Origin of the sequence: Streptomyces sp. NPDC020379, from assembly GCF_044387105.1 — a bacterium.
Lineage (GTDB): Bacteria > Actinomycetota > Actinomycetes > Streptomycetales > Streptomycetaceae > Streptomyces.
Map to the genome: position 1 here is coordinate 149,243 of NZ_JBIRVR010000014.1, position 25,193 is coordinate 174,435.

Here is a 25,193-nt window from a genome sequence, read left to right on the forward strand (position 1 = left end):
CACACCCGCTGGGTCACGCCGGAACGCTGGCGATCCCCTCGGCGAGGAACCGCTTGCCGACGGCACGCTCGGAGACGCCCGCGCGGTCCAGGTACGGCGTGATGCCGCCCAGGTGGAACGGCCAGCCCGCGCCCGTGATCAGGCACAGGTCGATGTCCTGTGCCTCGGCGACGACGCCCTCGTCCAGCATGATGCCGATCTCCTGCGCGACGGCGTCCAGGACCCGCTCCCGCACCTGCTCCTCGGTGAGGACGGAGTCGCCCTGCACCAGGAGGGCGGCCACCTCGGGGTCCAGCTCCGGCTTGCCGGAGTCGTGGACGTAGAAGCCGCGCTTGCCGGCCTTGACCACGGCGGCCAGGTTGGACGACACCTTGAAGCGGTCGGGGAAGGCACCGGCCAGCGTCTCGGAGACGTGCAGACCGATCGCCGGACCGACCAGCTCCAGGAGCACCAGCGGCGACATCGGCAGGCCCAGCGGCTCGACGGCCTTCTCGGCGGTCTCGACCGGGGTGCCCTCGTCGATGACGTTCTGGATCTCGCCCATGAAGCGGGTGAGGATGCGGTTGACGACGAACGCCGGGGCGTCCTTCACCAGCACCGCGGTCTTCTTCAGCTTCTTCGCCACACCGAAGGCCGTGGCCAGCGCCGCGTCGTCGGTCCGCTCGCCGCGCACGATCTCCAGCAGCGGCAGGATCGCGACGGGGTTGAAGAAGTGGAAACCGACGACCCGCTCGGGGTGCTTCAGCTTCGACGCCATCTCGCTGACCGACAGCGAGGAGGTGTTGGTCGCCAGGATCGTGTGGGCCGGGACGACCGCCTCGACCTCGGCGAACACCTGCTGCTTGACGCCCATCTCCTCGAAGACGGCCTCGATGACGAAGTCCGCGTCGCCGAAGGCCGTGGCCTTGTCGAGGGAGCCCGTGACCGCGGCCTTCAGGCGGTTCGCCTTGTCCCGGTTGATCCGGCCCTTGGCGAGCAGCTTGTCGATCTCGCCGTGGACATAGCCCACGCCCTTGTCGATCCGCTCCTGGTCGATGTCGGTCAGCACGACCGGCACCTCCAGGCGGCGCGCGAAGAGCAGCGCGAGCTGAGAGGCCATCAGGCCGGCGCCGACGACGCCCACCTTGGTGACCGGGCGGGCCAGCGACTTGTCCGGCGCGCCGGCCGGGCGCTTGGCGCGCTTCTGCACCAGGTTGAAGGCGTAGATGCCGCTGCGCAGCTCGCCGCCCATGATCAGGTCGGCGAGGGCCTGGGTCTCGGCCTCGAAGCCGTGGCGCAGGTCGCCGTTCTTGGCCGCGGCGATGATGTCCAGCGCGCGGTACGCGGCCGGGGCCGCGCCGTGCACCTTGGAGTCGGCGATCGCCCGCCCGCGCTCGACGGCCTGGTCCCATGCCTCGCCGCGGTCGATCTCCTGCCGCACGACCTCGGTCTCGCCCTTGAGGACGGACGCGGTCCACAGCAGCGACTGCTCCAGGAAGTCGGCGCCCTCGAAGATCGCGTCGGCGATGCCGAGCTCGAAGACCTGCTTGCCCTTCAGCTGCCGGTTCTGGCTGAGCGAGTTCTCGATGACGACCGAGATCGCGCGGTCCGCGCCGATGAGGTTCGGCAGCAGCGCGCAGCCGCCCCAGCCCGGGACCAGACCGAGGAAGACCTCGGGCAGCGAGAAGGCGGGGATCGCCTTGGACACCGTGCGGTAGGAGCAGTGCAGACCGACCTCGACGCCACCGCCCATCGCCGCGCCGTTGTAGTACGCGAACGTCGGGACCGCCAGCGCCGACAGGCGCTTGAAGACGTCGTGGCCGCCCTTGCCGATGGCCACCGCGTCCTCGTGGCGCTTGAGCAGCTCCACGCCCTTGAGGTCCGCGCCCACGGCGAAGATGAACGGCTTGCCGGTGACACCGACGCCGACGATCTTCCCGTCCCTGGCCTCCGCCTCGACCTGGTCGAGGGCGGCGTCCAGGTTGGCCAGCGACTGCGGGCCGAAGGTGGTCGGCTTGGTGTGGTCCAGGCCGTTGTCCAGCGTGATGAGCGCGAAGCTGCCCGCGCCCAGGGGGAGGTCGAGGTGGCGCACGTGCGCCTGGGTCACGACCTCGTCGGGGAACAGCTCTGCCGCACCCTTCAACAGCTCAGCGGTGTTGCTCACTTGTCCCCCTCGAAGTGCGGGTTCTCCCAGATGACCGTTCCGCCCATGCCGAAGCCGACACACATCGAGGTGATGCCGTAGCGGACGTGCGGCTGCTCCTCGAACTGCCGGGCCAGCTGCGTCATCAGACGCACGCCGGAGGAGGCGAGGGGGTGGCCGAAGGCGATCGCGCCGCCGTACTGGTTGACCCGCGGGTCGTCGTCCGCGATGCCGTAGTGGTCGAGGAACGCGAGCACCTGCACCGCGTACGCCTCGTTCATCTCGAACAGGCCGATGTCGTCGATCGACAGGCCCGCCTTGGCCAGCGCCTTCTCGGTCGCCGGGATCGGGCCGTAGCCCATCACCTCGGGCTCGACGCCGACGAAGGCGTACGACACCAGGCGCATCCGGACCGGCAGGCCCAGCTCGCGCGCCACGTCCTCGGCGGCGATCAGCGAGGCGGTCGCGCCGTCGTTGAGGCCGGAGGAGTTGGCAGCGGTCACCCGGCCGTGCGGGCGGAAGGGCGTCTTGAGGTTGGCGATGCCCTCCATCGTGGTGCCCGGGCGCATCGGCTCGTCGGCCGTGGCCAGGCCCCAGCCGAGCTCGCCGCCCTCGGGGGAGGTGCGGCGGACCGAGATGGGCACCAGGTCGGGCTGGATCTTGCCGTCGGCGTACGCCTTGGCGGCCTTCTCCTGGCTGCGGACCGCGTAGGCGTCCGAGCGCTCCTTGGTGAGCTGCGGGAACCGGTCGTGCAGGTTCTCCGCGGTCATGCCCATGAAGAGGGCCGACTCGTCGACCAGCTTCTCCGACACGAAGCGCGGGTTGGGGTCCACGCCCTCGCCCATCGGGTGGCGGCCCATGTGCTCGACGCCGCCCGCGACCGCGATGTCGTACGCGCCGAACGCGACGCCACCGGCGACGGTCGTCACGGCCGTCATCGCACCGGCGCACATGCGGTCGATGGACAGGCCCGGCACGGACTGCGGCAGCCCCGCGAGGATGCCGGCCGTGCGGCCCAGGGTCAGGCCCTGGTCGCCGATCTGCGTCGTCGCGGCGACCGCGACCTCGTCGATCTTGGCGGGATCCAGGGCCGGGTTGCGGCGCAGCAGCTCACGGATGCACTTGACGACGAGGTCGTCCGCGCGGGTCTCGTGGTAGATGCCCTTCGGGCCCGCTTTGCCGAACGGGGTGCGGACGCCGTCGACGAAAACGACGTCCCTAGCGGTACGAGGCACGTTGGCTCTCCTCCAGGTGCGGATCGCTGCGCGCGGGCATGCCGGTACGGCTCCGCCGCGACGCGGACTCATGCCGTCATGCTACTTGCGGGTAACCATGCCTGCCCAGTCCCTTCACCGCGCGGTGAACGTCACATTCGGGCGGGTGCCGGATCCCGGCGCTCCCGCCGTGGTGGCCCGCGGCGGGAGCGCCCCGCGGGCGCGTCCGCAAACGCCGGACGGGCCGGATCGCGCGGACCTCGGTCCGTGAATCCGGCCCGTCCCGGCGATGTGGAGGAATCCGAAGGAACGCGAAGGAAGGAGACCTCAGCCCGTCGCGCTCCTCAGCGCCGCCACCAGCGGCGGCGTCACCTGCTCGATCTGCCAGTTGCGCGCGCCGTGCGCCGAGAGGATCTCCGTGACCTTCTCCGGGGTCGGCTCCGACGGCGGCTCCCAGCACAGGCGGCGCACCGTGTCCGGGGCGATCAGGTTCTCCTGCGGCATGTTCAGCTCCTCCGCCAGCGCGGTGACCGCCGTGCGGGCGGCCGAGAGGCGGGCCGCGGCCGCGGGGTCCTTGTCCGCCCAGGCGCGGGGCGGCGGCGGGCCGGTCAGCGGCTGACCGGGCTGCGGCAGCTCGGCGTCGGGGATCGCGCGGGCACGGTCGACCGCGGCCTGCCAGCCTTCGAGCTGCTTGCGGCTCATGCGGTGCCCGAAGCCGGGGAGCGCCGCCAGCGCGTGCGCGTTCGGGGGCAGGTTCAGGGCGGCCTCGATGATCGCGGCGTCGCCGAGCACCTTGCCCGGCGAGACGTCGCGCCGCTGCGCGATCAGGTCGCGCGCCGTCCACAGCTCGCGGACCACGGCCATCTGCCGGCGCCGCCGGACCTTGTGCATGCCGGACGTGCGGCGCCACGGGTCCTTGCGCGGCGGCGCGGGCGGGGCGGCGGCGATGGCCGCGAACTCCTCGCGGGCCCACTCCAGCTTGCCCTGCCGGTTCAGCTCGGCCTCCAGGGCGTCGCGCAGGTCGACGAGCAGTTCCACGTCGAGCGCGGCGTAGCGCAGCCAGGGGTCGGGCAGCGGGCGGGTGGACCAGTCGACGGCGGAGTGGCCCTTCTCCAGGGCGTAGCCGAGGACGTTCTCGACCATGGCGCCGAGGCCGACGCGGGCGAATCCGGCGAGCCGTCCCGCCAGCTCCGTGTCGAAGAGCCGCGACGGTGTCATCCCTATCTCGCGCAGGCACGGCAGGTCCTGCGTGGCGGCGTGCAGCACCCACTCGGCGTCGCCGATGGCCGCGCCGAGCGTGGACAGGTCGGGGCAGCCGACGGGGTCGATCAGGGTGGAGCCCGCGCCTTCGCGGCGGAGCTGCACGAGGTAGGCGCGCTGGCCGTAGCGGTAGCCGGAGGCGCGCTCCGCGTCGACGGCGACGGGGCCGGTGCCCGCTGCGAACGCCGCGACGACGGCGGCCAGGGCATCGTTGTCAGCGACGACCGGCGGGATGCCTTCGCGTGGTTCCAGCAGGGGGATCGGCGCCGAATCGACGTCGTCCGGGGGAGCGCCCCCGGTGGTTCGCAGTGTCGTGTCTTCTGCGGTCTCTTGGGCGTCGGTCACCGGTCAAGGGTATCTGTGTATGGCAAGCGCCCGCCGACGGTACGTCCCCTCGGCGGGCGCGGTGCCGATTCCAGGGGCGTGCGGCGCCCGCCGGGAGCGGTCAGTGGATGATGCCGGTGCGCAGCGCGACGGCGACCATTCCGGCGCGGTCGCCGGTGCCGAGCTTGCGTGCGATGCGGGCGAGGTGGCTCTTGACGGTGAGCGCGGACAGGCCCATCGAGACGCCGATGGCCTTGTTGGACTGGCCCTCCGCGACCAGCCGCAGCACCTCGACCTCCCGGCCGGAGAGCTCGCGGTAGCCGCCGGGGTGGCCGGGGGCGCCGGGCGGGCGGCGGTGCATGCGGGCCGCGGCGGCGGAGCCGATGGGCGCGGCGCCGGGGCGGCCGGGCAGGCCCAGGTTGGTGCGGGTGCCGGTGACGACATAGCCCTTGACGCCTCCAGCGAGGGCGTTGCGCACGGCGCCGATGTCGTCGGCGGCGGACAGGGCCAGGCCATTGGGCCAGCCCGCGGCGCGGGTCTCGGACAGCAGGGTGAGCCCCGAGCCGTCGGGAAGGTGGACGTCGGCCACGCAGATGTCGCGCGGGTTGCCGACGCGGGGGCGCGCCTCCGCGATGGACGACGCCTCGATCACATCTCGCACGCCGAGCGCCCAGAGGTGGCGGGTGACGGTGGAGCGGACGCGGGGGTCGGCGACGACGACCATGGCCGTCGGTTTGTTCGGGCGGTAGGCGAGGCTCGCAGGTTGCTCGAGGAGAACGGACACCAAGCCTCCAGGGGGGAGTGGCGGGGGGACGGTGCCGGCGTGGGGGGTGTGCCGGGGCGATCCGTATGGGAAGGGTCACAAGCCTCTTCGGCAGCGAAGCGTCCCGGCTTTAGGGAATGATCACGAATTGATGAGTAACAATTCGGGCAATTCGGACGGTTGGTCGATCAACGGCGCTGGTCGACGACGCCGGTCAACGACTCTGCGGATCGCGGCGCTGGGGGAGCGTCACCACCCCGGCCTCCGGGCCCCCGCCCGGCGGCAGCCCCGCGATCTGACACAGCAGGTCGCACCAGGCGGCGAGGTGCGCCGCCGTGTCCGGCACGCCGCCGCCCGCCCCCGCCGCGGCCTGCCCCGCCGGGCCCGCGGGCGGCTCCGCGGGCGACCACGAGGCCCGGATCTCGATGCGTGTCGACGGCTCCCGCTCCCGCAGCCCCCCGAAGTAGTGCGAGCTCGCCCGGGTCACCGTCCCGCTCGGCGCCCCGTAGGGCACCCGCCGTGCCTCCAGCGCGCCCGTCAGCCAGGACCAGCACACCTCCGGCAGCAGCGGATCCGCCGCCATCTCCGGCTCCAGGTCGGCGTGCACCAGCGTGACCAGCCGGAACGTACCGCCCCACGCCTCGTGGCCCGCCGGGTCGTGCAGCAGGATCAGCCGGCCGTCCGCCAGCTCCTCGTCGTCGACGACGACCGCGGCCTCCAGTGCGTACGAGAAGGGGGCGAGCCGCTGGGGCGGCGGTGTCGCGTCCAGCTCGATCTCGGGCCGCAGGCGCACTCCTTGCAGTCCCGCGACCGCTTGCCGGAAGACGGACGGGGAGTCCTCCCCATCCGCGTCGTCCGGACCGTCCGAGAGGTGTCCCTGCGCCGCAGCCATGCCCGGAAGACTAGGCGGAAGGTGGCCCCGTTCCGGGTAGGACACCCACATGGGCGGGTCACTCGTTCGGCCCGTGCGAAGATTTGGGGCATGAGTGAGCGCAGGGAGCCCAGCCAGCCCGCCAGCCAGCGACAGACCGGCCGCACCGCGGCGTACGACTCGGCGTTCCTGAGGGCGTGCCGACGCGAGCCGGTGCCGCACACACCGGTGTGGTTCATGCGTCAGGCGGGCCGCTCGCTGCCGGAGTACCGCAAGCTCCGCGAGGGCATCCCCATGCTGGACTCCTGCATGCGGCCCGACCTCGTCACCGAGATCACCCTCCAGCCGGTCCGGCGGCACGGCGTCGACGCCGCGATCTTCTTCAGCGACATCGTCGTCCCGCTGAAGGCCATCGGGATCGACCTGGACATCAAGCCCGGCGTCGGCCCGGTCGTCGCCGAGCCGATCCGCACCCGCGCCGACCTGGACCGGCTCCGCCCGCTCGACGCCTCTGACGTGCCGTACGTCACCGAGGCCATCGGCATGCTCACCGCCGAGCTCGGCGCCACGCCGCTCATCGGCTTCGCCGGGGCGCCCTTCACCCTGGCCAGCTATCTGGTCGAGGGCGGCCCCTCGCGCAACCACGAGCACACCAAGGCGCTCATGTACGGCGACCCCGAGCTGTGGGCCGACCTCCTGGACCGGCTCGCGGACATCACCGCCTCCTTCCTGAAGGTGCAGATCGCGGCCGGGGCCTCGGCCGTGCAGCTCTTCGACTCCTGGGTCGGCGCGCTCGCCCCCGCGGACTACCGCCGCTCCGTCATGCCCGCTTCCACCAAGGTCTTCGACGCCGTCGCCGGCCTCGGCGTGCCGCGCATCCACTTCGGTGTCGGCACGGGCGAGCTGCTCGGCCTCATGGGCGAGGCGGGCGCGGACGTCGTCGGCGTCGACTGGCGGATCCCGCTGGACGAGGCCGTCCGCCGTGTCGGCCCCGGCAAGGCGCTCCAGGGCAACCTGGACCCGGCCGTCCTCTTCGCCGGCCGCGAGGCGGTCGAGACGAAGACCCGCGAGGTCCTCCAGGCCGCGCGCGGCCTGGAAGGCCATGTCTTCAACCTGGGCCACGGCGTCCTCCCGACGACGGACCCGGACGCGCTGACCCGCCTCGTGGAGTTCGTCCACGAGCGGACGGCGCGCTGAGCGCTCCGCCGGACATGCCGCGAGGTGCCGCCGGCCGTCCGCGGCGCCGTCGTGGCCGGTCGCGCCCACACGGCGGAGCCGCACATCGGCGCCTCCCGGCGCCGCCGGGCCGCAGTGGACTCCACCCGGCCCGCTCAGCGGCACTGTACGGGCCGGGGCCGTGCCGCCCCGGCCCGGCGGGCTACGCTCCCGCTTCCCGGACCGCGGCGGCCGCCTTGCGCGCCGCGACCAGCACCGGGTCCCACACCGGCGAGAACGGCGGCGCGTAGCCCAGGTCCAGCGCCGTCATCTGATCCACCGTCATCCGGGCGGTCAGGGCCACCGCCGCCACGTCCACCCGCTTCGCGGCGCCCTCCCGGCCCACGATCTGCGTGCCGAGCAGCCGCCCCGTGCCGCGCTCGGCCAGCATCTTCACGCGCATGGGCCGGGCCCCCGGGTAGTAGCCGGCGCGGCTCGTCGACTCGATCGTCGCCGTCACGAAGCGCAGGCCCACCGCCCGCGCCCCGGCCTCCAGCAGGCCCGTGCGGGCGATCTCCAGGTCGCACACCTTGCTGACGGCCGTGCCCACCACCCCGGGGAACGTGGCGTAGCCGCCGCCGATGTTGGTGCCGATGACCTGTCCGTGCTTGTTCGCGTGGGTGCCCAGGGCGATGTGCCGGGTGCGGCCGGAGACCAGGTCGAGCACCTCCACGCAGTCGCCGCCCGCCCAGACGTTCCCGTGGCCCCGCACCCGCATCGCCAGGTCCGTCAGCAGCCCGCCGGACTCCCCGAGCGGCAGCCCGGCCGCCTCGGCCAGCGCCGTCTCGGGGCGTACGCCCAGGCCGAGCACGACCACGTCCGCCGGATACTCCTTCGCCGCCGTCGCGACCGCGGCCACCCGGCCGTCCGGGCCGGTGACGATCCCGGTGACCTCGGCCTCCGTCACCACCTCGATGCCCATCCCGCACATCGCCTCGTGCACCAGCGCGCCCATGTCCGGATCGAGCGTGGCCATCGGCTGCGCGGACCGGTCGACGACGGTCACCTCGAAGCCGCGGCGCACGAGCGCCTCCGCCATCTCCACGCCGATGTACCCCGCGCCCACGACCACGGCCCGGCGGCCCTCCGTCCGGGTGAGCCCGTCGATCAGGGCCCGGCCGTCGTCCAAGGTCTGCACCCCGTACACCCCGGGGGCGTCGATCCCCTCCAGGCGCGGCCGCACTGGCCGGGCGCCCGTCGCCACGACGAGGTGGTCGAAGTGGTGCCAGCGGTCCGTGCCGCCCTCCAGGTCGCGGGCCCGCACGCGCTGCCGCGCCACGTCGATCTCGGTCACCTCGGTGCGCATCCGCAGGTCGATACCGCGCTCGCGGTGCTCCTCGGCCGTACGCGCGATCAGCGCGTCCGGCCCGTCGACCTCACCGCCCGCCCAGTAGGGGATGCCGCAGGCGGAGTAGGAGGTGAAGTGACCGCGCTCGAAGGCGGTGATCTCCAGCGAGCCGGCCTCCCGGTGCCGCCGGGCCCGCGAGGCGGCGGACATCCCCGCTGCGTCGCCCCCGATGACCACCATGCGCTCTGATGCGACCACGATTGTCCCCTCTCGCCGTGCCTGGACGCGGCTGCGCCGATGTGCCCTCAACCGCCGGACGGGCCCGCTTCTTCCGCGGGGCCGGCGCCCGCGAACGTCAGGAAGACCGTCTCCCGCTCGCCGCTCAGGCGCACGTCGAAGCGGTACCCCCGGTGCGTCGCCGGATCCCTCGCCGCGAGGAGCGTCGCCCGGCGCTCGGCGGGCAGGCCCAGGAGCAGCTCGTCGTCCGGCGGGAAGGCGAGGTAGACCCGGGTGAACAGAGCGCGGCTCACACCGGGCGCGAAGACGCACAGGGAGAGGAAGGGCGCGCCGCCGGGCGGCAGCGTCCGCAGGACGTAACGGCCGTCCGCGCGGGTGGGCACCCGGGCGAAGCCGGTGAAGGTGACGCCGTCGCGGTGCAGGCTGCCGGGCGCGCCCGTGAGCGAGCCGTCCGGGGCCGCCTGCCAGAACTCCAGCAGCGCGTTCGGCACGGGCGCGCCCTCGCCGTCGTGGACGTACCCGTGCACGGTGACGGTGTCCGGGTGCCCGGCGGGCGCGAGTTCACCGCCGCCCGGCACCGGCAGCGCGTCGCCGAAGAACGGGCCGATGGTCTGTGAGGGCGTGACGGGGAGGGACATTCACCGGCTCCCTTCGGCCGGGGTGGCGGCGGGGCCGTCCAGGACGATGTCCCAGTGGTAGCCGAGCGACCACTCGGGCACGTTGAGGGCGGGGTCGTAGGCGGCGACCAGACGGGCCCTCGCCGCGGGGTCGCCGACGGCGCGCCAGATCGCGTCGTGCGGCGTCAGCGGGTCGCCGGGGAAGTACATCTGCGTCACGAGGCGCTGGGTGAACGCCGTGCCGAAGAGGGAGAAGTGCACGTGCGGCGGGCGCCAGGCGTTGGTGTGGAGGTTCCAGGGATAGGCGCCGGGGCGCACGGTGGTGAAGTGGTAGCGGCCGTCGTCGTCGGTGAGGCAGCGGCCCGCGCCGGTGAAGTTCGGGTCGAGGGGCGCGGCGTGCTGATCGGTCCGGTGGGCGTAGCGGCCCGCCGAGTTGGCCTGCCACACCTCCACCAACTGGCCGCGCACCGGACGGCCGTCGCGGTCCAGGACCCGGCCGGAGAGGGTGATGCGCTCGCCGAGCGGCTCGCCGCGATGCTGCCGGGTCAGGTCGCGATCCAGCGGGCCGACGTCGGCCCGCCCGAAGACGGGGCCGGTCAGCTCGACGGCGCCGGGCGCGACGACGGGCACGGGAGGCCGGGCGGGCTGCCGTGCCGGCATGCCCCGGTAGGGGACGAAGCCGCCCGCGGGCGCGCCGGTCGCGCGGTCCACGGCGGGGAGGGCGGAGATGCGACGGCTCAGCTGTTCCTGGAGGGGTTCCGATGCCATGGGCGACCCCTACCCCGGTGCCCCCACGGGTGATCCCCGGCCGCCCGGCGCGGGCCGTCGGTGCGTGATTCCCGGCCAGGGCCCGGCTCAGCGTTCGAGGACCAGCGCCTGCCCCTGCCCCACCCCGATGCACAGCGCCGCCAGCCCCACGCCCGTACCCGCCGCAGCCAGCTGATGCGCGACCGACCCCACCAGCCGGGCCCCCGAGCACCCCAGAGGATGGCCGATCGCGATCGCCCCGCCGCGCGGGTTGACCACCCCCGGATCGAGCTCCGGCCACTCGGCGAAGCAGCCCAGCACCTGTGCCGCGTACGCCTCGTTCAGCTCGAAGTGCGTGACGTCGGCGAACGTGCGGCCGGCCTTGGCCAGGACGCGCCGCACCGCCTCGACCGGACCGAGGCCGTACAGATCCGGCTCGATGCCGGTGACGGCCGAGGCCCGCACCCGCGCCAGCGGCTCCCGGCCCGTCGCCCGCAGCCCCTCCTCGTCGCACAGCAGCAGCGCGGCCGCGCCGTCGTTCAGCGGCGAGGAGTTGCCCGCGGTGACCGTGCCGTTCTCCTTGCGGAAGGCCGGCTTGAGCCGGGCGAGGGCCTCGGCGGAGGTGTTGTCCCGGATGGTCTCGTCACGCGGCAGCACGACCTCCGGCAGCGGCACGACCTCGGCGTCGTACGCGCCCTCCTTCCACGCCCGCGCCGCCTTCCGGTGGCTGGCGAGCGCGAAGGCGTCCTGCCGCTCCCGGCTGATGCCGTGCTTGTCGGCGATCAGCTCGGCGCCCTCGCCCAGCGGCGTCGTCCACCGCCGCGGCATGGCCGGATTGGTCATCCGCCAGCCCAGCGTCGTGGAGAACATCTCCTGGTGGGCCGCGGGAAAGGCCCGTTCGGGCTTCGGCAGGACGTAGGGGGCCCGGCTCATCGACTCGACGCCGCCCGCGACCACCACCGAAGCGTCCCCGAGCGCGATCGCGCGGTACGCCTGCACCACCGCCTCGAGGCCGGAGGCGCACAGCCGGTTGACCGTCACGCCGGGCACCGAGACCGGCAGCCTGGCCAGCAGCACCGCCATGCGGGCCACGTCGCGGTTCTCCTCACCGGCGCCGTTGGCGTTGCCGAGCACCACGTCGTCGATCCGGGCCGGGTCCAGGCCGGGCGACCGGCCGACCACGGCCCCGACGACGTGCGCCGCGAGATCGTCGGGGCGCACGGCGGACAGCGCGCCGCCGTACTTGCCCACCGGGGTGCGCACGGCGTCCACGACGAACACATCCCGGACCCGGTCGTTCATGGCTGCTCCTCGGCGTCGCTCCCAGGGGCGTTCGCCCGGCGAACTCCCGTTCATCATCGAACCCGCGACGAGTCTCGGGGGCGGCAGTTGTGCTGTCAACGGCTGTCAGCGCCGGGTGAGGCGTCGCCCTCGCGCCCGCGGCGGGCGCTCCTCCGGCGAACCCGGTGCCCCGGCGGACGCCGCACGGGACCGCTGTGCCGCAGGCCGGCGCACCGGCTCCGCCGACCGGCCCCCCGGCGCCCGGGGAGCGTTTGAGAGAGTGGGGGCATGAGCGACATTCCCAGGCAGCGCCCCGGTCGTCACGTGGTGGTCATCGGCGGCGGGATCTCCGGGCTGGCGGCGGCCCACCGGCTGGTGACCGGCGGCGCGCGGGTCACGCTGCTGGAGGCGTCCGGGCGGCTCGGCGGCAAGCTCCACGCCGGTGAGATCGCCGGGGTGCCGGTGGACCTGGGTGCCGAGTCGATGCTGGCCCGGCGGCCGGAGGCGGTCGGACTGGCCCGCGCGGTCGGTCTCGCGGAGCGCCTCCAGCCACCGGCCACCGCCACCGCGGGCATCTGGACGCGCGGCAGCCTGCGGCCGATGCCCAAGGGCCACATGATGGGCGTGCCCGGCGACCTCGCCCCGCTCGCCGCCTCCGGGGTCCTCTCCGAGGAGGGCCTCGCCCGGGTGGCCCGCGACGCCGAACTGCCGCCCACCGAGGTCGGCGAGGACGTCGCCATCGGCGCGTACGTCGCGGACCGCATGGGCCGCGAGGTCGTCGACCGGCTGGTGGAGCCGCTGCTCGGCGGCGTCTACGCGGGCGACCCGTACCGCATCTCGATGCGCGCCGCCGTGCCGCAGCTCTTCGAACTCGCCCGTACCCACCGGTCGTTGACCGACGGCGTGCGCGACGCCCAGCAGCGGGGCGCCGCGCGGCAGCGGACCGGGCCGGTCTTCATGGGCATCGACGGCGGCATCGGGCGGCTGCCGCTCGCGGTCGCCGACGCGGTGCGCGCGGCGGGCGGCGAGATCCGCACGGACGCCCCCGTGACCGCGATCGGCCGCGACGCCGACGGCTGGTGGGTCGCCTTGGGCGCCGGGCGGCTGACGGCCGACGCGGTCGTCGTCGCCACCCCGGCGGGCGCCGCGGCCCGCCTCCTGGACGGCACGGCGGGGGCCGCGGCGGCGGAGCTCGCGACCGTGGAGTACGCCTCGATGGCCCTGGTCACCATGGCCTTCCGCCGCTCCGACACCGCCGGGCTGCCCCAGGGCAGCGGCTTCCTCGTGCCGCCGGTCGACGGCCGGAAGATCAAGGCGTCCACCTTCGCGAGCAACAAGTGGGGCTGGATCGCGGACGCCGGCCCGGACACGTTCGTGCTGCGCACCTCGATCGGGCGGTTCGGGGACGAGGCGGACCTGGAGCGCGAGGACTCCGAGCTGGTCGCGATGTCGCTGAAGGACCTCAAGGACGCGGTCGGCCTGGCGGCGGCCCCGCTGGAGACCCGCGTCGACCGGTGGACCGGTGGCCTGCCGCAGTACCCCGTCGGGCACCTCGGCCGCGTCGCCCGGATCCGTGATCACGTGGGTGCCGTGCCGGGCCTGCGGGTGTGCGGCGCCGCCTACGACGGGGTCGGCATCCCGGCCTGCGTGTCCAGCGCGCACCGGGCCGCCGACGAGATCCTGGCGGCCCTGACCCCCCTGGTCCCGGGCGCCGGAAGCGGCGAGTGACAATAGGGACATGACTGACGCCCCCGAGAAGATCCAGAACGCCGGCAAGAAGGCGAAGGACCTCAACGAGGTCATCCGCTACACCCTCTGGTCCGTGTTCAAGCTCCGCGACGTCCTGCCCCAGGACCGCTCCGGCTACGCCGACGAGGTGGAGGAGCTGTTCGCGCAGCTCGCCGAGAAGGACGTCACCGTCCGTGGCACGTACGACCTCTCGGGCCTGCGGGCCGACGCCGACGTGATGATCTGGTGGCACTCCGAGACCTCGGACGCCCTCCAGGACGCGTACAACCGCTTCCGTCGCACGAAGTTCGGCCGCACCCTGGAGCCGGTGTGGTCGAACATGGCGCTGCACCGCCCGGCGGAGTTCAACAAGTCGCACATCCCGGCGTTCCTCGCCGACGAGACGCCGCGCGACTACGTCAGCGTCTACCCCTTCGTCCGCAGCTACGACTGGTACCTGCTGCCCGACGAGGACCGCCGCCGCATGCTCGCGGACCACGGCAAGATGGCGCGCGGCTACCCCGACGTCCGGGCCAACACGGTGGCGTCCTTCTCGCTGGGCGACTACGAGTGGATCCTCGCCTTCGAGGCGAACGACCTCTACCGCATCGTCGACCTCATGCGCCACCTGCGCGCCTCCGAGGCCCGCATGCACGTCCGCGAAGAGGTCCCGTTCTACACGGGCCGCCGCAAGGCGGTCGCGGAGCTCGTCGCCGACCTGGCGTAGCGCGGGCCGGGCGGGCCTCGCGGCCCGCCCGGTTCCCGGAGCTAGCCGGCCAGGCCGGGCGCCGTCTTCGCGCCCGTCGTCGCCGCCGGCTCCTGGCGGGGTCCGCAGTAGGCGTGCCGGCCCGGCACCTGGCCGGTGAGCAGGTAGCGCTCCACGTGCCGGTTGACGCACGCGTTCGGCCCGTACGCGATCCCGTGCGTGCCCGCGCCCCGCTCGGTCACCAGGGACGAGCCCGGCAGCCTCCGGTGCAGCTCCACCGCGCCCTCGTACGGCGTCGCGGCGTCCCGCTCGGCGGCCAGCAGCAGCGTCGGCGGCAGCGCGCGCGGTGCCGCCCCGACGTCGAGGGCGCGCTGCTGGTGCGCGGTCCAGAAGGCGCACGGCAGGTTCATCCAGGCGTTCTGCCAGGTCTCGAACGGCGCCCGGCGGGCGAGCCGGGTGTTGTCCCGGTCCCACACCGACCAGGAGCGCGGCCAGGCCGCGTCGTTGCACTCGACGGCGGTGTAGACGGCGTTGGAGTTCTCGCTCGCCCGCGCGGCCGCCGGGTCGGGCGTCGCGAGGGTGCGCAACGCCCGGTCGTCACCGCGCAGATACGCCGACAGCGCGTCCGCGCTCCGGGCCCAGTGACTGTCGCTGTAGCCGACCTGGAGGAAGGCCGCGTGCAGCTCGCCGGGGCCGACCTTGCCGCCGGCGGCCCGCCGGGTGAGCCGCTGCCGGGCCCGCTCGTAGGCCGCGGCCACCTGCTGCGGCGTGCGCCCCAGGTGATAGACCGCGTCGTGCTTGGCCACCCAGCGGCGCCAGTCGCCCCAGCGCCGCTCGAAGGCGGCGGACTGGGTGAGGTTGCTGTCGTACCAGATCTTGCTCCGGGTGGGGTCGACCACGCTGTCGAAGACCATCCGGCGCGCGTGACCGGGGAAGAGCGTGGCGTAGAGCGCGCCGAAATACGTGCCGTACGACGCCCCCATGTAGTTGAGCTTCTTCTCGCCGAGTGCCGCGCGCAGGACGTCCAGGTCGCGGGCGTTGTTGAGGCTGTTGTAGTACGGCAGGTCCTGCCCGGCCCTGCGCGCGCAGCCCTGCGCGTACGCCCTGGCCTCGGCGATCCGCTGTCGTTTGAACGCGGCCGTGGGATGCTCCTCGGCCGGGCTGGGGGCCTTGGTGAAGCTCGCCGGGTCGGCACAGGACAGCGGTGCCGAGCGGGCGACGCCGCGGGGCGCGTAGCCCACGAAGTCGTAGGCCCTGGCCGTGCTCTGCCACTGCTTGACGGCGGTGAGCAGTGGGAAGAACATGCCGGACCCGCCCGGTCCGCCGGGGTTGTAGAGGAGCGCGCCCTGGTGCTGGGAGCGGGTGCCCAGCGAGCGGGCGCGGCTGACGGTGATGCCGATGTGCTTGCCGCCGGGGCGGGCGTAGTCCAGGGGGACGGAGACGATGCCGCACTGCACGGGCGCGGGCAGCTGCTCGGAGGCGGGGCAGGCGCCGAAGCGGATGCCCCGCGCGGCGGCCTGCCGGGCGGCGAGCTCCACCCCGCGGGCCTCGGCGCGGCCGCCCGGCGGCCACGCCTCGCCGGGGCCGTGGGCCGGTGCGGGGGCCGCGGTGAGCGCGGTGAGGACCAGGGATCCGAGGGCTCCGTACAAGGCTGCTGATCTCACTGGCCATCCCTTCGCGGTGCTAATCCGACAAAAGGGATAATTGATTCGGTGGTGGGTGAAGTACAGCACCCACGCCCGGTGTCGGGCGCATTGGGCACGATGGGCTCAGCGGCGGCCGTCGGTCCGACGGTCCGTCAGTAACGGTGGTCGCGCAGGGTTTCGGCGAGGGCGGCGCGCAGCTCGGGGTCGGTGAGCGTCTTGCGGCCCTTGATGGCGAGCGCGGTGAGCAGGCCCGTGTCGTCGCCCGCGGCACCGGCCGCCGCGCGGGAGGGGAGCAGCCTCCGGCGGGGCAGCCCGCCGGAGAGGTGGCCCAGCAGCTCCTGCCCCGCGGGCGAGGCCCAGCTCGTACAGGGGTGGATCTCGATCCGGGCGATCGCGAGGCAGGTGCCCGTGAGCAGCAGCGGGAGCGAGAACCAGGCCGCCACCTGCCCCTGGTCCGCCCCCGGCGCGGCCAGCAGCACCGCCGTCGCGCCGGTCACCAGGATCAGCAGGCAGGCCCCGCGGACCTGCCGCACCGCCGCGGACATGTGCGTACGGGCCGGGGCGGGCACCGCGAGCCCGGCGGCGGTCAGCCGGTCGGCCAGCGCCCGCACGGCGTCGGCGGCGGCGTGCGCGACGCGCACCTCGGGCACCGGCGACTGGCCCTCCGGCCCTATGGCGGTGATCACCGAGCGCTCCAGCTCGTCACGGCCCACCGGGTCGACGACCGTCGCCCAGCCGGTGCGGGCCAGCAGCAGCCGGCGCTGCCGGCCCATCGTGACCAGCGCGAGGTCGGTGACCCGGCCCGGGCCGCCGGCAAGGAACGCCGCCTCGTAGAGCGTCAGCGTCCGGAGCCGGACGCCGCCCGGGGCGGGCTCCGGGGCCTGCCCGGCGGCGGCCGCGGCCAGACAGAGACGGCCGCAGGTGAGCAGGGCCGCGGCCCAGGCGACGAGCAGGAGGAGGACCCACATACAGGATGTGTACTCGACCGTCCCGTGATCCCGCCATCGGTCGGACCGGCATCCGGACAGCTGTTCCGTCCGGATACGGCCGGCACCGCCGCCGAGCCGCTCAGCCGCAGCGGCGGCCGGTGTTGATGCACCGCACGGCGGCCGCCATGAGGGCGCGCGGCATCACGTTCTCGAAGTCGGCGTGGTCCGTGACCGGTTCGCGCAGCTCCTCGGGGAAGCTGTCGACCGCGAAGACCGGGCCCGGCGGCACGCTGTAGGTCAGCGTCATCCGCAGCTGCGGCACGGGCGTGCGGCCGCGCGGGCAGCGGCCCGTCGCGGCGTCCGGGAAGCCGATGTGCGAGCGGTGGTCGGCGCTGTCGGTGTTCTGGCCGTCCCAGCAGCTGGGGAAGTCCAGCAGCCGCATGACCCGGCTGCCGGACGGGCACAGCGGATACCGGTCCGTGAAGGCGCGGTCGGTGAAGCCCGTGCACGTCCACCGCGCACGGGCGTTCGCCGTCCCGTTCGTGAGGGCCTTCGCGTCGCCGGTGATCACCCGCAGCGCGTCGGGCATCGCGGTGACGCGGGCGGCCGGATTGCCACGGAAGGTGAGCGCGACGCTGTCGGCGGTGAGGACGCGGCCGGGGTTGGCCCGGTCGGCCGCCCCGTGCCCCTCGGCGCGCCGGGAAAGGACGCGCAGGACTGGCCAGAAGTACGCCGACTTGTCGCCCTGCGAGCACGTGGTGCCCGCCGCGCGCAGCGAGTCGTCGGTGGAGAAGGCGTCGGTCGAGCGGTTGCCGACGTAGTCGTGCAGGTGGTGGGCGCCGTTGGTGACGCCCGGGGTGACGATGAAGTTGTCGGGGTTGCGGTGGCCGTTCTCGTTGCGCCCGCAGCGGGTGGTGAAGGAGCCGGTGGAGGCGTCCGGCCCGCTCCGCGGGTCGCGGGGGCCGGGCCGCGCGGCGCGGATGTCGGCGAAGTCCGCGGCGGACGGGCCCGCGTGGGCGTGACCGCCGTCGGGCGACGCCGCGCCGGACGAGGGGTCGGGGTGGGCGGAGGCGCTGCCCGTGACGGCGACGAAGGTGCCGGCCGAGCCGAGCAGCGCGAGTAACGCGATGAGGACGAGGTGCTTGGCGCCGAGCCGGCGCCGGTGACGTACGGGCATGGGAACTCATTTCTCCGGGGGCTGGGGGGATGAGGGGGTCGCGGAGGGCGTGGTGGCGCCCGGGGACGGCTCGGACCGGGTGGCGGCCGGAGGGAGCGGGAAGGCGCTCGGCGCGCGGATGCCCGACGGGACGGCGGTCGGCGGGGGCGGCTGCCGGAGCTTTGTGCCGGCCGCGATGCCGTCGAAGTCGACCAGGCCCGTGTCCTCCAGCACCTTCATGTGGTCGAGGACCGTGGTGTTCGCGTCGTCGGCGAGCTCCCGCACCGCCGCGTTGCGGGTGGTGGCCCGCACCTGGGCGACGACCGTGAAGACCGTGCCGTGCGCGAGCCGCAGGATGTTGGTGAACTCCCGGTCGTAACGGCCGCCCCGCGCCGCGCCGAGCCGGGTCAGCCACTGCCGCTGCTGGGCGCTGGGCTGGCTCGGCAGGTCCAGGCCCAGCCGGGCCGCGACGTCGCGGACGTGCCGGTCGAGCGCGGTGTGGCCCTCGACGAGGTGCTCGCCCGCCCGCCGCACGGCGTCCGTGGTGCCGCGCTCCTCGGCCTGCTGCCCGGCGGGCAGCTCCCAGAGACCGGCCTGCCGGACGCGGTCGACGAAGTCGCGGTCGAGCGCGGACAGCGGCCCGTACGGCGTGGCCACGGACCCCGCGGTGAGGTCGACGGCCCCGGTGCCGGTGCGGTCGCGGTAGGACCAGAGCGGGAAGAGCAGCGCGGCGAGGGTCGCGGTGAGCGCGGTGACGACCAGGCCGGTGCCGGTGAACGATCGCATGATGCCTCCTCGTGCGGCACCGCACCGTAGGCCCTGCGCGCTGATCGGCAAGGGACTTCCGCGAGCCCGGCCGCCGGGAGCCGCCCCCGAACCGGGGTCTGGCCTGCGCCTTCACCCGCTTCCCCGGATCCGGGCCGCATATGTGGTCTGCGTCACTGCGGGGGCGAGGCTGCCCGTGGCGGGTGGGGCCGTTGGTACGTTGACCTGTTCCGCGCCCTGCTCGCACGCGGCCCCGGGCACTGGTGAGGCCCCGCGATCGGGGGGATGTCGCGGGGCCTCACCGCTTCAAACGGACGGCCGATCGGGTTGGTTCCCCCGCATCTGCGGCAATATGGCGGGTGGGGGGTGGTGGTCGTGCGTGAGCGGCCGGGCGGGAACTCTGGCAGGAAGGCGAGCGCCAACGGGAAGGCATACGACCCGGAGCGGCTGTTCCTGCCCCCGGACGACGACCTCGCCCCCAACCGGCCCGGCGAGACGCTCCGCGCCCGGCTCGACGCCTCCGGCACCGGCCGCGTGGCCCTGGCGCTCGCCCGCTGCCTCGGCCGGCGCCCGGCCGAGGACGGCTGGCGGCGCGCGCTCGCGGCCGAACAGACCGTGGGCACGGCCCTGGACGAGCTGACGGCGGGCGGCTGGGACGTGGTCCACTCGATCGTCCTGCCCGGCGACGCCGTCATAGCGCACCTCCTCATCGGCCCCGGCGGGGTCTTCGGCGTCGCCTCCAAGGCCGCGCCCAGGGCCCGCGTCCAAGTCGGCGAGACCTCGGTCCGCATGTCCCGCGAACGCCGCCCGCTCCCGTACGTCCGCGAGATCCGGCACGACTGCGCACGGGCCTCGCTCGTCCTGACGAAGGGCTGCGGCTTCCTCGTCCAGGTGCGGCCGGTCCTGGTGTTCGTGGGAGCCGAGCGCGTGGAGGTGGACCCGTCGCTGGAGGACGTGCTGGTGCTGGAGGACCCGGCGGCGGCCACGCTCGGCGCCGGCGGCGGGGTGCTGCACCCCCGCCGCGCCGACCGCGTCCACACGGTGGCCCGCAACCGCCGCGTCTGGCTGTGGGCGTGAGAGTCACCGCCCGGGTGAATCCTCGGCCTCTTTCGGGGCGCGCGGTGCGGTGACCCGCCGTCGGCGGGCGCCCCGGTGCCAGCATGGCCAGGACGTGCGCGCTCGAACCGTCCGCCTGCCGTAGGGAGCCGTCGCAGTGCCAGAACCGGGCCCGGACCATCCTCGAACGCCCGACGGACGCGGTGGCGGTGAGGCGGGGGTGGCGCTGCGGGGGGTGAGACGGGGTGACGCGGGCCTGCCGCGTCCAGTGGCTGGGCGCGGCGCTGACGCGGGAGCGATGCCGCCCTCCGGGCAGCCGGCGACGAGATCCGCCGGCTGCGCCGTGGGCCCGCCGTCTCTCGCGACCGGGTGCCTGGCCGTCAGGCCCGCCGCTGGTGTCGGGGTGGCGCCGCCAGAGGTGAGCGCCGCCGGGCGCGACGCGGGCCTGCCGCCTCCCGCCGCCGGGAGCCCGGCTCTCAAGTCCGCACCCTTCCCCGGGAGTTGCCCAGCCGTCACCCCCGCCCCCGGTGCCCCGCCGCGGAAGTCCAGGAAGCGGCGCCTGACCGGCCTGGCCTTCGCCGCCGTCGCCGTGCTCGCCGTCGCCGCGCCGTCGGTCGCCCGTCCGCCGCGGCCCCCCGTCCTCATCGAGATCTCGCCCGGCGCCTGCGGCACCGCCTGGCCCCGGCCCCGCCCCGGCGCCCAGACCTTCGTCCTGCACAACATCTCCGGCACCGCGACCGAGGCCCGCCTCGTGGACCGTACCGGCGCCGTCCACGCCGAGGCCGAGGACCTCGCGCCCGGTACGCACAGGGCGTTGCGCGCCCGGCTCGGCCCCGGTGCGTACGCCTTCGTCTGCCTGCCCGACGACGCGGACGCCGTCACCGGCCCCACCGTGCGGATCGCCGGGCCCGCCCGGGGGAGCGGCGGCGGGCCCGCGGCCGTCCCCGTCACGAGCGAGGACCTGATCCCGGCCGCCCAGGACTACCAGCGGTGGGTGAGCGAGCGGATGGCCGGGCTCGTGACCGCGACGGACACCCTGCGGGCGGCCGTCGAGCGCGGCGACCGGGCCGCCGCCCGCGCGGCCTGGCTGCCGGCCCACCTCGACTACGCGCGGCTGGGCGGCGCGTACGGCGCCTTCGGTGACGCGGGCCGCGCGGTCGACCGCACCGCCGCCGGACTCCCGGGCGGCGTGCGCGACCCGGAGTTCACCGGCTTTCACCGCGTCGAGCACGGCCTGTGGCACGGCGAGCGCGGACCCGCCCTGCGCCGCGCCGCGCGCCGCCTCGCCACCGACGTCCGCGCGCTGCGCGACACCTGGGACCGGACGCGCCTGGACCCCGCCGAACTCGGCCTGCGCGCCCACGAGATCCTGGAGGACACCCTGGAGCACGAGCTGACCGGCCGCACCGACCACGGCAGCGGCACGAACCTCGCCACCGCGCGCGCCGGCCTCGACGGCACCCGCGCCGTCCTCGACCGCCTCCGGCCGCTCCTGCGCGGCCGCCACCCCGGCCTCGCCGGTCTGGACCGGCACCTGGCCCGCACCGCCGCCCTGCTGGACCGCCAGGGCCCCCGTCCCGGCCACCCCCGCTGGACCCCGCTCGCCCGGCTCTCCCGCGCCGACCGCGAACGCGTCGACGCCGCCGTCGCCGACCTCGTGGAACGCCTGGCCCCCGTCGCGACCCTCTGCGAACCCCGGAGGGCACCATGACGTGGCCACCGCGGCGCGGCCTCCTGCGGGGAGCCGCCCTGGGGCTCGGCGGGGCGATGGCCGGGAGCGTGCTCGAACGGGGCGGCGGCCCGAGGCGGTTCCCGGCCGGTGCCACCACCGGTGCCGCGCCCCCCGAGCCGTACGCCGGCTTCCACGGCACCCACCAGGTGGCCGTGCTCACCCCGCCCGCCCGGAGCACCGCCTTCGTCGCCTTCGACGTCACCGCCGACGGCCGGGGCGAGCTCACCGACCTGCTGCGCACGCTCACCGCGCGCGCCCGCTTCCTGACGGCCGGCGGCACCCCGCCCCCGGTCGGCATCACCGGCCCGCCCTCCGACTCCGGGCTCCTCGGCCCGAGCGTGCCCGCCGACGGCGGGCTCCGGGTGACCGTGGCCGTCGGCTCCTCGCTCTTCGACGACCGCTTCGGGCTGTCCGGCAGCGCACCGCGCCGGCTGCGGACCATGCCGGCGTTCCCGGACGACGACCTCGACCCGGCCTGGTGCCACGGCGACCTCAGCGTCCAGCTCTGCGCCGACAGCACCGACACCGTGCTGCACGCCCTGCGCGACCTGACCCGGCACACGCGCGGCGCCCTCCAGATCCGCTGGCGGACCGACGGCTTCACCGCCCCGCCCCGCCCCTCCGGCACCCCCCGCAACCTCTTCGGCTTCAAGGACGGCACCGCCAACCCCGACCCACGCGACACCCGCCTGATGGACCGGCTCGTGTGGACCGGTGCGCACAGCGGCGAGCCCCGCTGGGCGACCGGCGGCAGCTATCAGGTGGTGCGCCTGATCCGGATGCTGGTCGAGTTCTGGGACCGCGTCTCCCTCACCGAGCAGCAGCGGATCCTCGGCCGCGACCGCGACACCGGCGCTCCGCTGGACGGCGACAGGGAGTCGGACGCGCCGCGCTACGCCCTCGACCCCAAGGGCGAGGTGATCCCGCTGGACAGCCACATCCGGCTGGCCGGCCCGCGCACCCCCGAGGCGGAGTCCCGGCGCATCCTGCGCCGCTCCTACAACTACGACCGGGGGACGGACCGCAACGGCAACCTCGACATGGGGCTGCTCTTCTGCTGCTACCAGCAGGACCCGGAGCGGCAGTTCGCCGCCGTGCAGCGGAGCCTGGCGGGCGAGCCGCTGACCGACTACGTCACCCCGTTCGGCGGCGGCTATTTCTTCGCGCTGCCCGGGGTGCGCGACGGCGCGGACTTCTACGGCCGCGCCTTGATGGACGAGAGTGGGACCGCACATGCTCCGTAACGCCCATGACGGCACAGTCACCCGCTGCCCCGGCCTCGTCGCCGCGCTCGGCGCCGCCGCGCTGGCCATGGCACCGGCCACCCCCTCGCGGGCGGCGGACACCGCCTCGCCCGTCGAGCACCTGGTGGTCGTCTTCGACGAGAACGTCTCCTTCGACCACTACTTCGCCACCTACCCCAAGGCCGCCGACACCGACGGCACCCGCTTCACCCCCGCCGGCGACACACCCCGCGTGGACAATCTGCGCACCGCGGGCCTGCTCGCGAAGAACCCCAACCAGTACCCGCCGAAGCGGCTCGGCCCGCGGCAGGCGATGACCTGCGACCAGAACCACTCCTACAGCCCCGAGCAGTACGCGGCCGCCGCCGGAAGGGCCGACCGCTACGTCCAGAACACCGACTCCGGCAAGTGCTCGGGCAAGCTCTACGGCGAGCCCGGCCTCGTCATGGACTATTACGACGGCAACACCGTCACCGCGCTGTGGAACTACGCCCAGCACTTCAGCATGAGCGACCGCTCCTTCGGCACCACCTACGGCCCGTCCACGCCCGGCGCGATCAACCTCGTCTCCGGCCAGACCCACGGCGTGGTCTCCATGGACCCCGCGTCCGGCACCGAGCACCCGCGGCGCACGCCGAAGCCCGACCCGTACGCCGTGGCCTCGCCCGGCGCCGACGGCGTCGGCACGATCATCAACGACCCGGACCCGGCGTACGACGACTGCTCGGGCAACGACCACACCGGCCGTGGCGCCCTGGCCGCCCTCCAGGGGCCCAACATCGGCGACCGGCTCGGCGAGGAAGGCGTGTCCTGGGGCTGGTTCCAGGGCGGCTTCCGGCCGAGCACCGCCTGGGACGGCCGCCGTGGCCACTACGCGAAGTGCTCCGGCAGCACCCACACCAACGCCGGCGGCGCGCGGGTCGTCGACTACAGCCCGCACCACGAGCCGTTCCAGTTCTACGAGTCGACGGCGAACCCGCACCACCTGCCGCCGCGCTCCGTCGCCGAGATCGGCCACGACGGGCCGGCCAACCACCAGTACGACCTGGCCGACTTCGACGCCGCCCTGCGCGCCGGACGGCTGCCCGCGGTGAGCTTCCTGAAGGCCCCGGCCTACCAGGACGGCCACGCCGGATACTCCGGCCCCCTCGACGAGCAGCACTTCCTGGTGGAGTGGATCAACAAGATCCAGAGCGCGCCGGAGTGGCGGAACACCGCCGTCGTGATTGCCTATGACGACTCCGACGGCTGGTACGACCACGCCTACGCCAAGCCCCTGAACGGCTCCCTCGACCGCGGCAAGGGCCCCAGGGGGCGCGCCGTCGACGGTCCGGCCTGCCGGAAGGGGCCCGCCCCCGCCGGGGGCTTCGCCGACCGCTGCGGGCCCGGCCCCCGGCAGCCGCTGCTGGTGATCTCGCCGTACAGCAAGGTCAACACCGTCGACCACACGCCGACCGAGCAGACCTCGGTGCTGAAGTTCGTGGAGTGGAACTGGCACACCGCCCCCATCGGTGGCGCGTCCTTCGACACCCGGGCCGGGTCGCTGCTCAACCTTTTCGACTTCGCGCATCCGCACGAGCGGCGGGTGCTGCTCGACAAGGACGGCTCGGTGCGGACGGAGGACGCGGCGATGACGCCGGTGACGGCGGGGGAGCCGGGCCCGCAGGCCGCCGCCGCGCCGGCCGCGCCGGCGCCGAGATCAGGGGTGCCGATCGGCGTGGTGCTGGGGGCGGCCGTCGCCGCCGCGGGCGTGACGGGGGTCCTGCTGCGCCGGCGCGGGCGCGGCTGAGGGGTCAGCGCACGGCGGGGAAGGAGCTCGTGAAGAGCGAGCGCAGCAGCGCCTCGTCGGAGGGCGGCAGCTCCGCCACGAAGCGCGTCAGCACGACCTCGCGGTCGGCGAGGCCGTCCAGGATCCTGCGCATGCGCCGCGCCGCGAGCCCGGCCTCGTCGGCCACCGGGGCATAGGCGTAGGCCCGTCCCCGCGGCGTGCGCGAGAGCACCTCCTTGCCGTGCAGCCGGGACAGGATCGTCACCACCGTGCTGTACGTCAGCTCACCGGCCAGCCGGCTCTGGACCTCGCGGGGGGTCAGCGGCCCCTCGGCGCGCTGCAACGCGGCGAGCACCTCGCCCTCCAGCGCTCCGTTCGCGCGGCGGCGGCCGCGGTGCACCACAGAGGTCGGTGTGGCTGTTTCCATGCGGGTGGCGTTTCCTTCTGCTGTTCCCGGGGCTGCCGCTCCGTAAGACGCCGCGCGGTCACGCCGCGCGGGACGGAGGCCCAAGATCCACTGCTTT

General features: G+C 74.6%; 21 protein-coding genes. 7 read left to right on the forward strand and 14 right to left on the reverse strand.

Annotated features, from left to right (window positions below; all coding sequences use genetic code 11):
* Positions 1-13 precede the first annotated feature (13 nt).
* From ACH427_RS19830 to ACH427_RS19850, 5 genes are all read right to left on the reverse strand, one after another.
* Positions 14-2,143 carry a 3-hydroxyacyl-CoA dehydrogenase NAD-binding domain-containing protein gene (locus ACH427_RS19830; RefSeq protein ID WP_398870812.1) on the reverse strand — a complete coding sequence of 710 codons (2,130 nt, stop codon included), beginning with the start codon at positions 2,141-2,143 and terminating at the stop codon, positions 14-16.
* A complete protein-coding gene (locus tag ACH427_RS19835) occupies positions 2,140-3,357 on the reverse strand; it encodes a thiolase family protein (RefSeq protein WP_398870813.1) in 1,218 nt (405 codons plus the stop codon). The genes ACH427_RS19830 and ACH427_RS19835 overlap by 4 nt, the downstream gene beginning before the upstream one ends.
* A gap of 306 nt (positions 3,358-3,663) precedes the next feature.
* On the reverse strand, positions 3,664-4,941 hold the full coding sequence (locus tag ACH427_RS19840; protein ID WP_398870814.1) for an HRDC domain-containing protein: 1,278 nt from the start codon (positions 4,939-4,941) through the stop codon (positions 3,664-3,666).
* A 100-nt stretch (positions 4,942-5,041) separates the two neighbouring features.
* Complete coding sequence (locus ACH427_RS19845; protein WP_116214433.1) at positions 5,042-5,704, reverse strand: response regulator transcription factor; 663 nt, start codon at positions 5,702-5,704, stop codon at positions 5,042-5,044.
* A gap of 193 nt (positions 5,705-5,897) precedes the next feature.
* Positions 5,898-6,575, reverse strand: a complete 678-nt coding sequence (locus ACH427_RS19850; protein ID WP_398870815.1) for a DUF3000 domain-containing protein — start codon at positions 6,573-6,575, stop codon at positions 5,898-5,900.
* Between the two features lie 90 nt (positions 6,576-6,665).
* Between ACH427_RS19850 and hemE the strand changes: the two genes are divergently transcribed.
* Positions 6,666-7,751: a uroporphyrinogen decarboxylase gene (hemE, locus tag ACH427_RS19855; RefSeq protein WP_398870816.1), complete on the forward strand. Its 1,086-nt coding sequence runs from the start codon at positions 6,666-6,668 to the stop codon at positions 7,749-7,751.
* A 181-nt stretch (positions 7,752-7,932) separates the two neighbouring features.
* Here the strand turns inward: hemE and ACH427_RS19860 are convergent, their stop codons facing one another.
* The 4 genes from ACH427_RS19860 to ACH427_RS19875 all read right to left on the reverse strand — a co-directional run bounded on the left by ACH427_RS19860 (position 7,933) and on the right by ACH427_RS19875 (position 11,960).
* Positions 7,933-9,297: an FAD-dependent oxidoreductase gene (locus ACH427_RS19860; RefSeq protein ID WP_398870873.1), complete on the reverse strand. Its 1,365-nt coding sequence runs from the start codon at positions 9,295-9,297 to the stop codon at positions 7,933-7,935.
* A gap of 65 nt (positions 9,298-9,362) precedes the next feature.
* Entirely contained in the window at positions 9,363-9,932 is a 570-nt protein-coding gene (locus ACH427_RS19865; protein ID WP_398870817.1) for a protocatechuate 3,4-dioxygenase subunit alpha, read from the reverse strand.
* A complete protein-coding gene (gene pcaH / locus ACH427_RS19870; protein ID WP_398870874.1) occupies positions 9,933-10,571 on the reverse strand; it encodes a protocatechuate 3,4-dioxygenase subunit beta in 639 nt (212 codons plus the stop codon).
* 195 nt (positions 10,572-10,766) lie between these two features.
* On the reverse strand, positions 10,767-11,960 hold the full coding sequence (locus ACH427_RS19875) for a thiolase family protein (protein ID WP_398870818.1): 1,194 nt from the start codon (positions 11,958-11,960) through the stop codon (positions 10,767-10,769).
* A 267-nt stretch (positions 11,961-12,227) separates the two neighbouring features.
* On the opposite strand from ACH427_RS19875, the gene hemG reads away from it, so the two are divergent.
* Positions 12,228-13,667, forward strand: coding sequence for a protoporphyrinogen oxidase (gene hemG / locus ACH427_RS19880; RefSeq protein ID WP_398870819.1), 1,440 nt, complete (start codon positions 12,228-12,230; stop codon positions 13,665-13,667).
* A gap of 10 nt (positions 13,668-13,677) precedes the next feature.
* Positions 13,678-14,394: a hydrogen peroxide-dependent heme synthase gene (gene hemQ, locus ACH427_RS19885; RefSeq protein ID WP_398870820.1), complete on the forward strand. Its 717-nt coding sequence runs from the start codon at positions 13,678-13,680 to the stop codon at positions 14,392-14,394.
* 41 nt (positions 14,395-14,435) lie between these two features.
* Here hemQ and ACH427_RS19890 read toward each other — a convergent pair whose 3' ends face one another.
* The 4 genes from ACH427_RS19890 to ACH427_RS19905 form a co-directional block, all read right to left on the reverse strand.
* Positions 14,436-16,037 (reverse strand): alpha/beta hydrolase, encoded by a 1,602-nt coding sequence (locus tag ACH427_RS19890; RefSeq protein WP_398870821.1) that lies wholly within the window; start codon positions 16,035-16,037, stop codon positions 14,436-14,438.
* Between the two features lie 134 nt (positions 16,038-16,171).
* On the reverse strand, positions 16,172-16,987 hold the full coding sequence (locus tag ACH427_RS19895) for a TIGR04222 domain-containing membrane protein (RefSeq protein WP_398870822.1): 816 nt from the start codon (positions 16,985-16,987) through the stop codon (positions 16,172-16,174).
* 100 nt (positions 16,988-17,087) lie between these two features.
* A complete protein-coding gene (locus tag ACH427_RS19900; RefSeq protein WP_398870823.1) occupies positions 17,088-18,125 on the reverse strand; it encodes a DUF1996 domain-containing protein in 1,038 nt (345 codons plus the stop codon).
* 6 nt (positions 18,126-18,131) lie between these two features.
* Entirely contained in the window at positions 18,132-18,890 is a 759-nt protein-coding gene (locus tag ACH427_RS19905) for a DUF4142 domain-containing protein (protein ID WP_398870824.1), read from the reverse strand.
* A 354-nt stretch (positions 18,891-19,244) separates the two neighbouring features.
* Between ACH427_RS19905 and ACH427_RS19910 the strand changes: the two genes are divergently transcribed.
* The 4 genes from ACH427_RS19910 (at position 19,245) to ACH427_RS19925 (ending at position 24,690) form a co-directional block, all read left to right on the forward strand.
* The gene (locus tag ACH427_RS19910; protein WP_398870825.1) at positions 19,245-19,946 is read left to right on the forward strand and encodes a nuclease-related domain-containing protein; all 702 of its coding nucleotides are present in this window, start codon (positions 19,245-19,247) and stop codon (positions 19,944-19,946) included.
* Positions 19,947-20,328: 382 nt separating this feature from the next.
* A complete protein-coding gene (locus ACH427_RS19915; RefSeq protein WP_398870827.1) occupies positions 20,329-21,636 on the forward strand; it encodes an imelysin family protein in 1,308 nt (435 codons plus the stop codon).
* Positions 21,633-22,901: an iron uptake transporter deferrochelatase/peroxidase subunit gene (gene efeB / locus ACH427_RS19920; protein ID WP_398870829.1), complete on the forward strand. Its 1,269-nt coding sequence runs from the start codon at positions 21,633-21,635 to the stop codon at positions 22,899-22,901. Before ACH427_RS19915 ends, efeB begins: the two co-directional genes overlap by 4 nt.
* A complete protein-coding gene (locus ACH427_RS19925) occupies positions 22,891-24,690 on the forward strand; it encodes a phospholipase C (protein WP_398870830.1) in 1,800 nt (599 codons plus the stop codon). The genes efeB and ACH427_RS19925 overlap by 11 nt, the downstream gene beginning before the upstream one ends.
* Positions 24,691-24,694: 4 nt before the next feature.
* On the opposite strand, the gene ACH427_RS19930 is transcribed toward ACH427_RS19925, so the two are convergent.
* Positions 24,695-25,096, reverse strand: coding sequence for a BlaI/MecI/CopY family transcriptional regulator (locus ACH427_RS19930; RefSeq protein WP_398870831.1), 402 nt, complete (start codon positions 25,094-25,096; stop codon positions 24,695-24,697).
* Positions 25,097-25,193 lie beyond the last annotated feature (97 nt).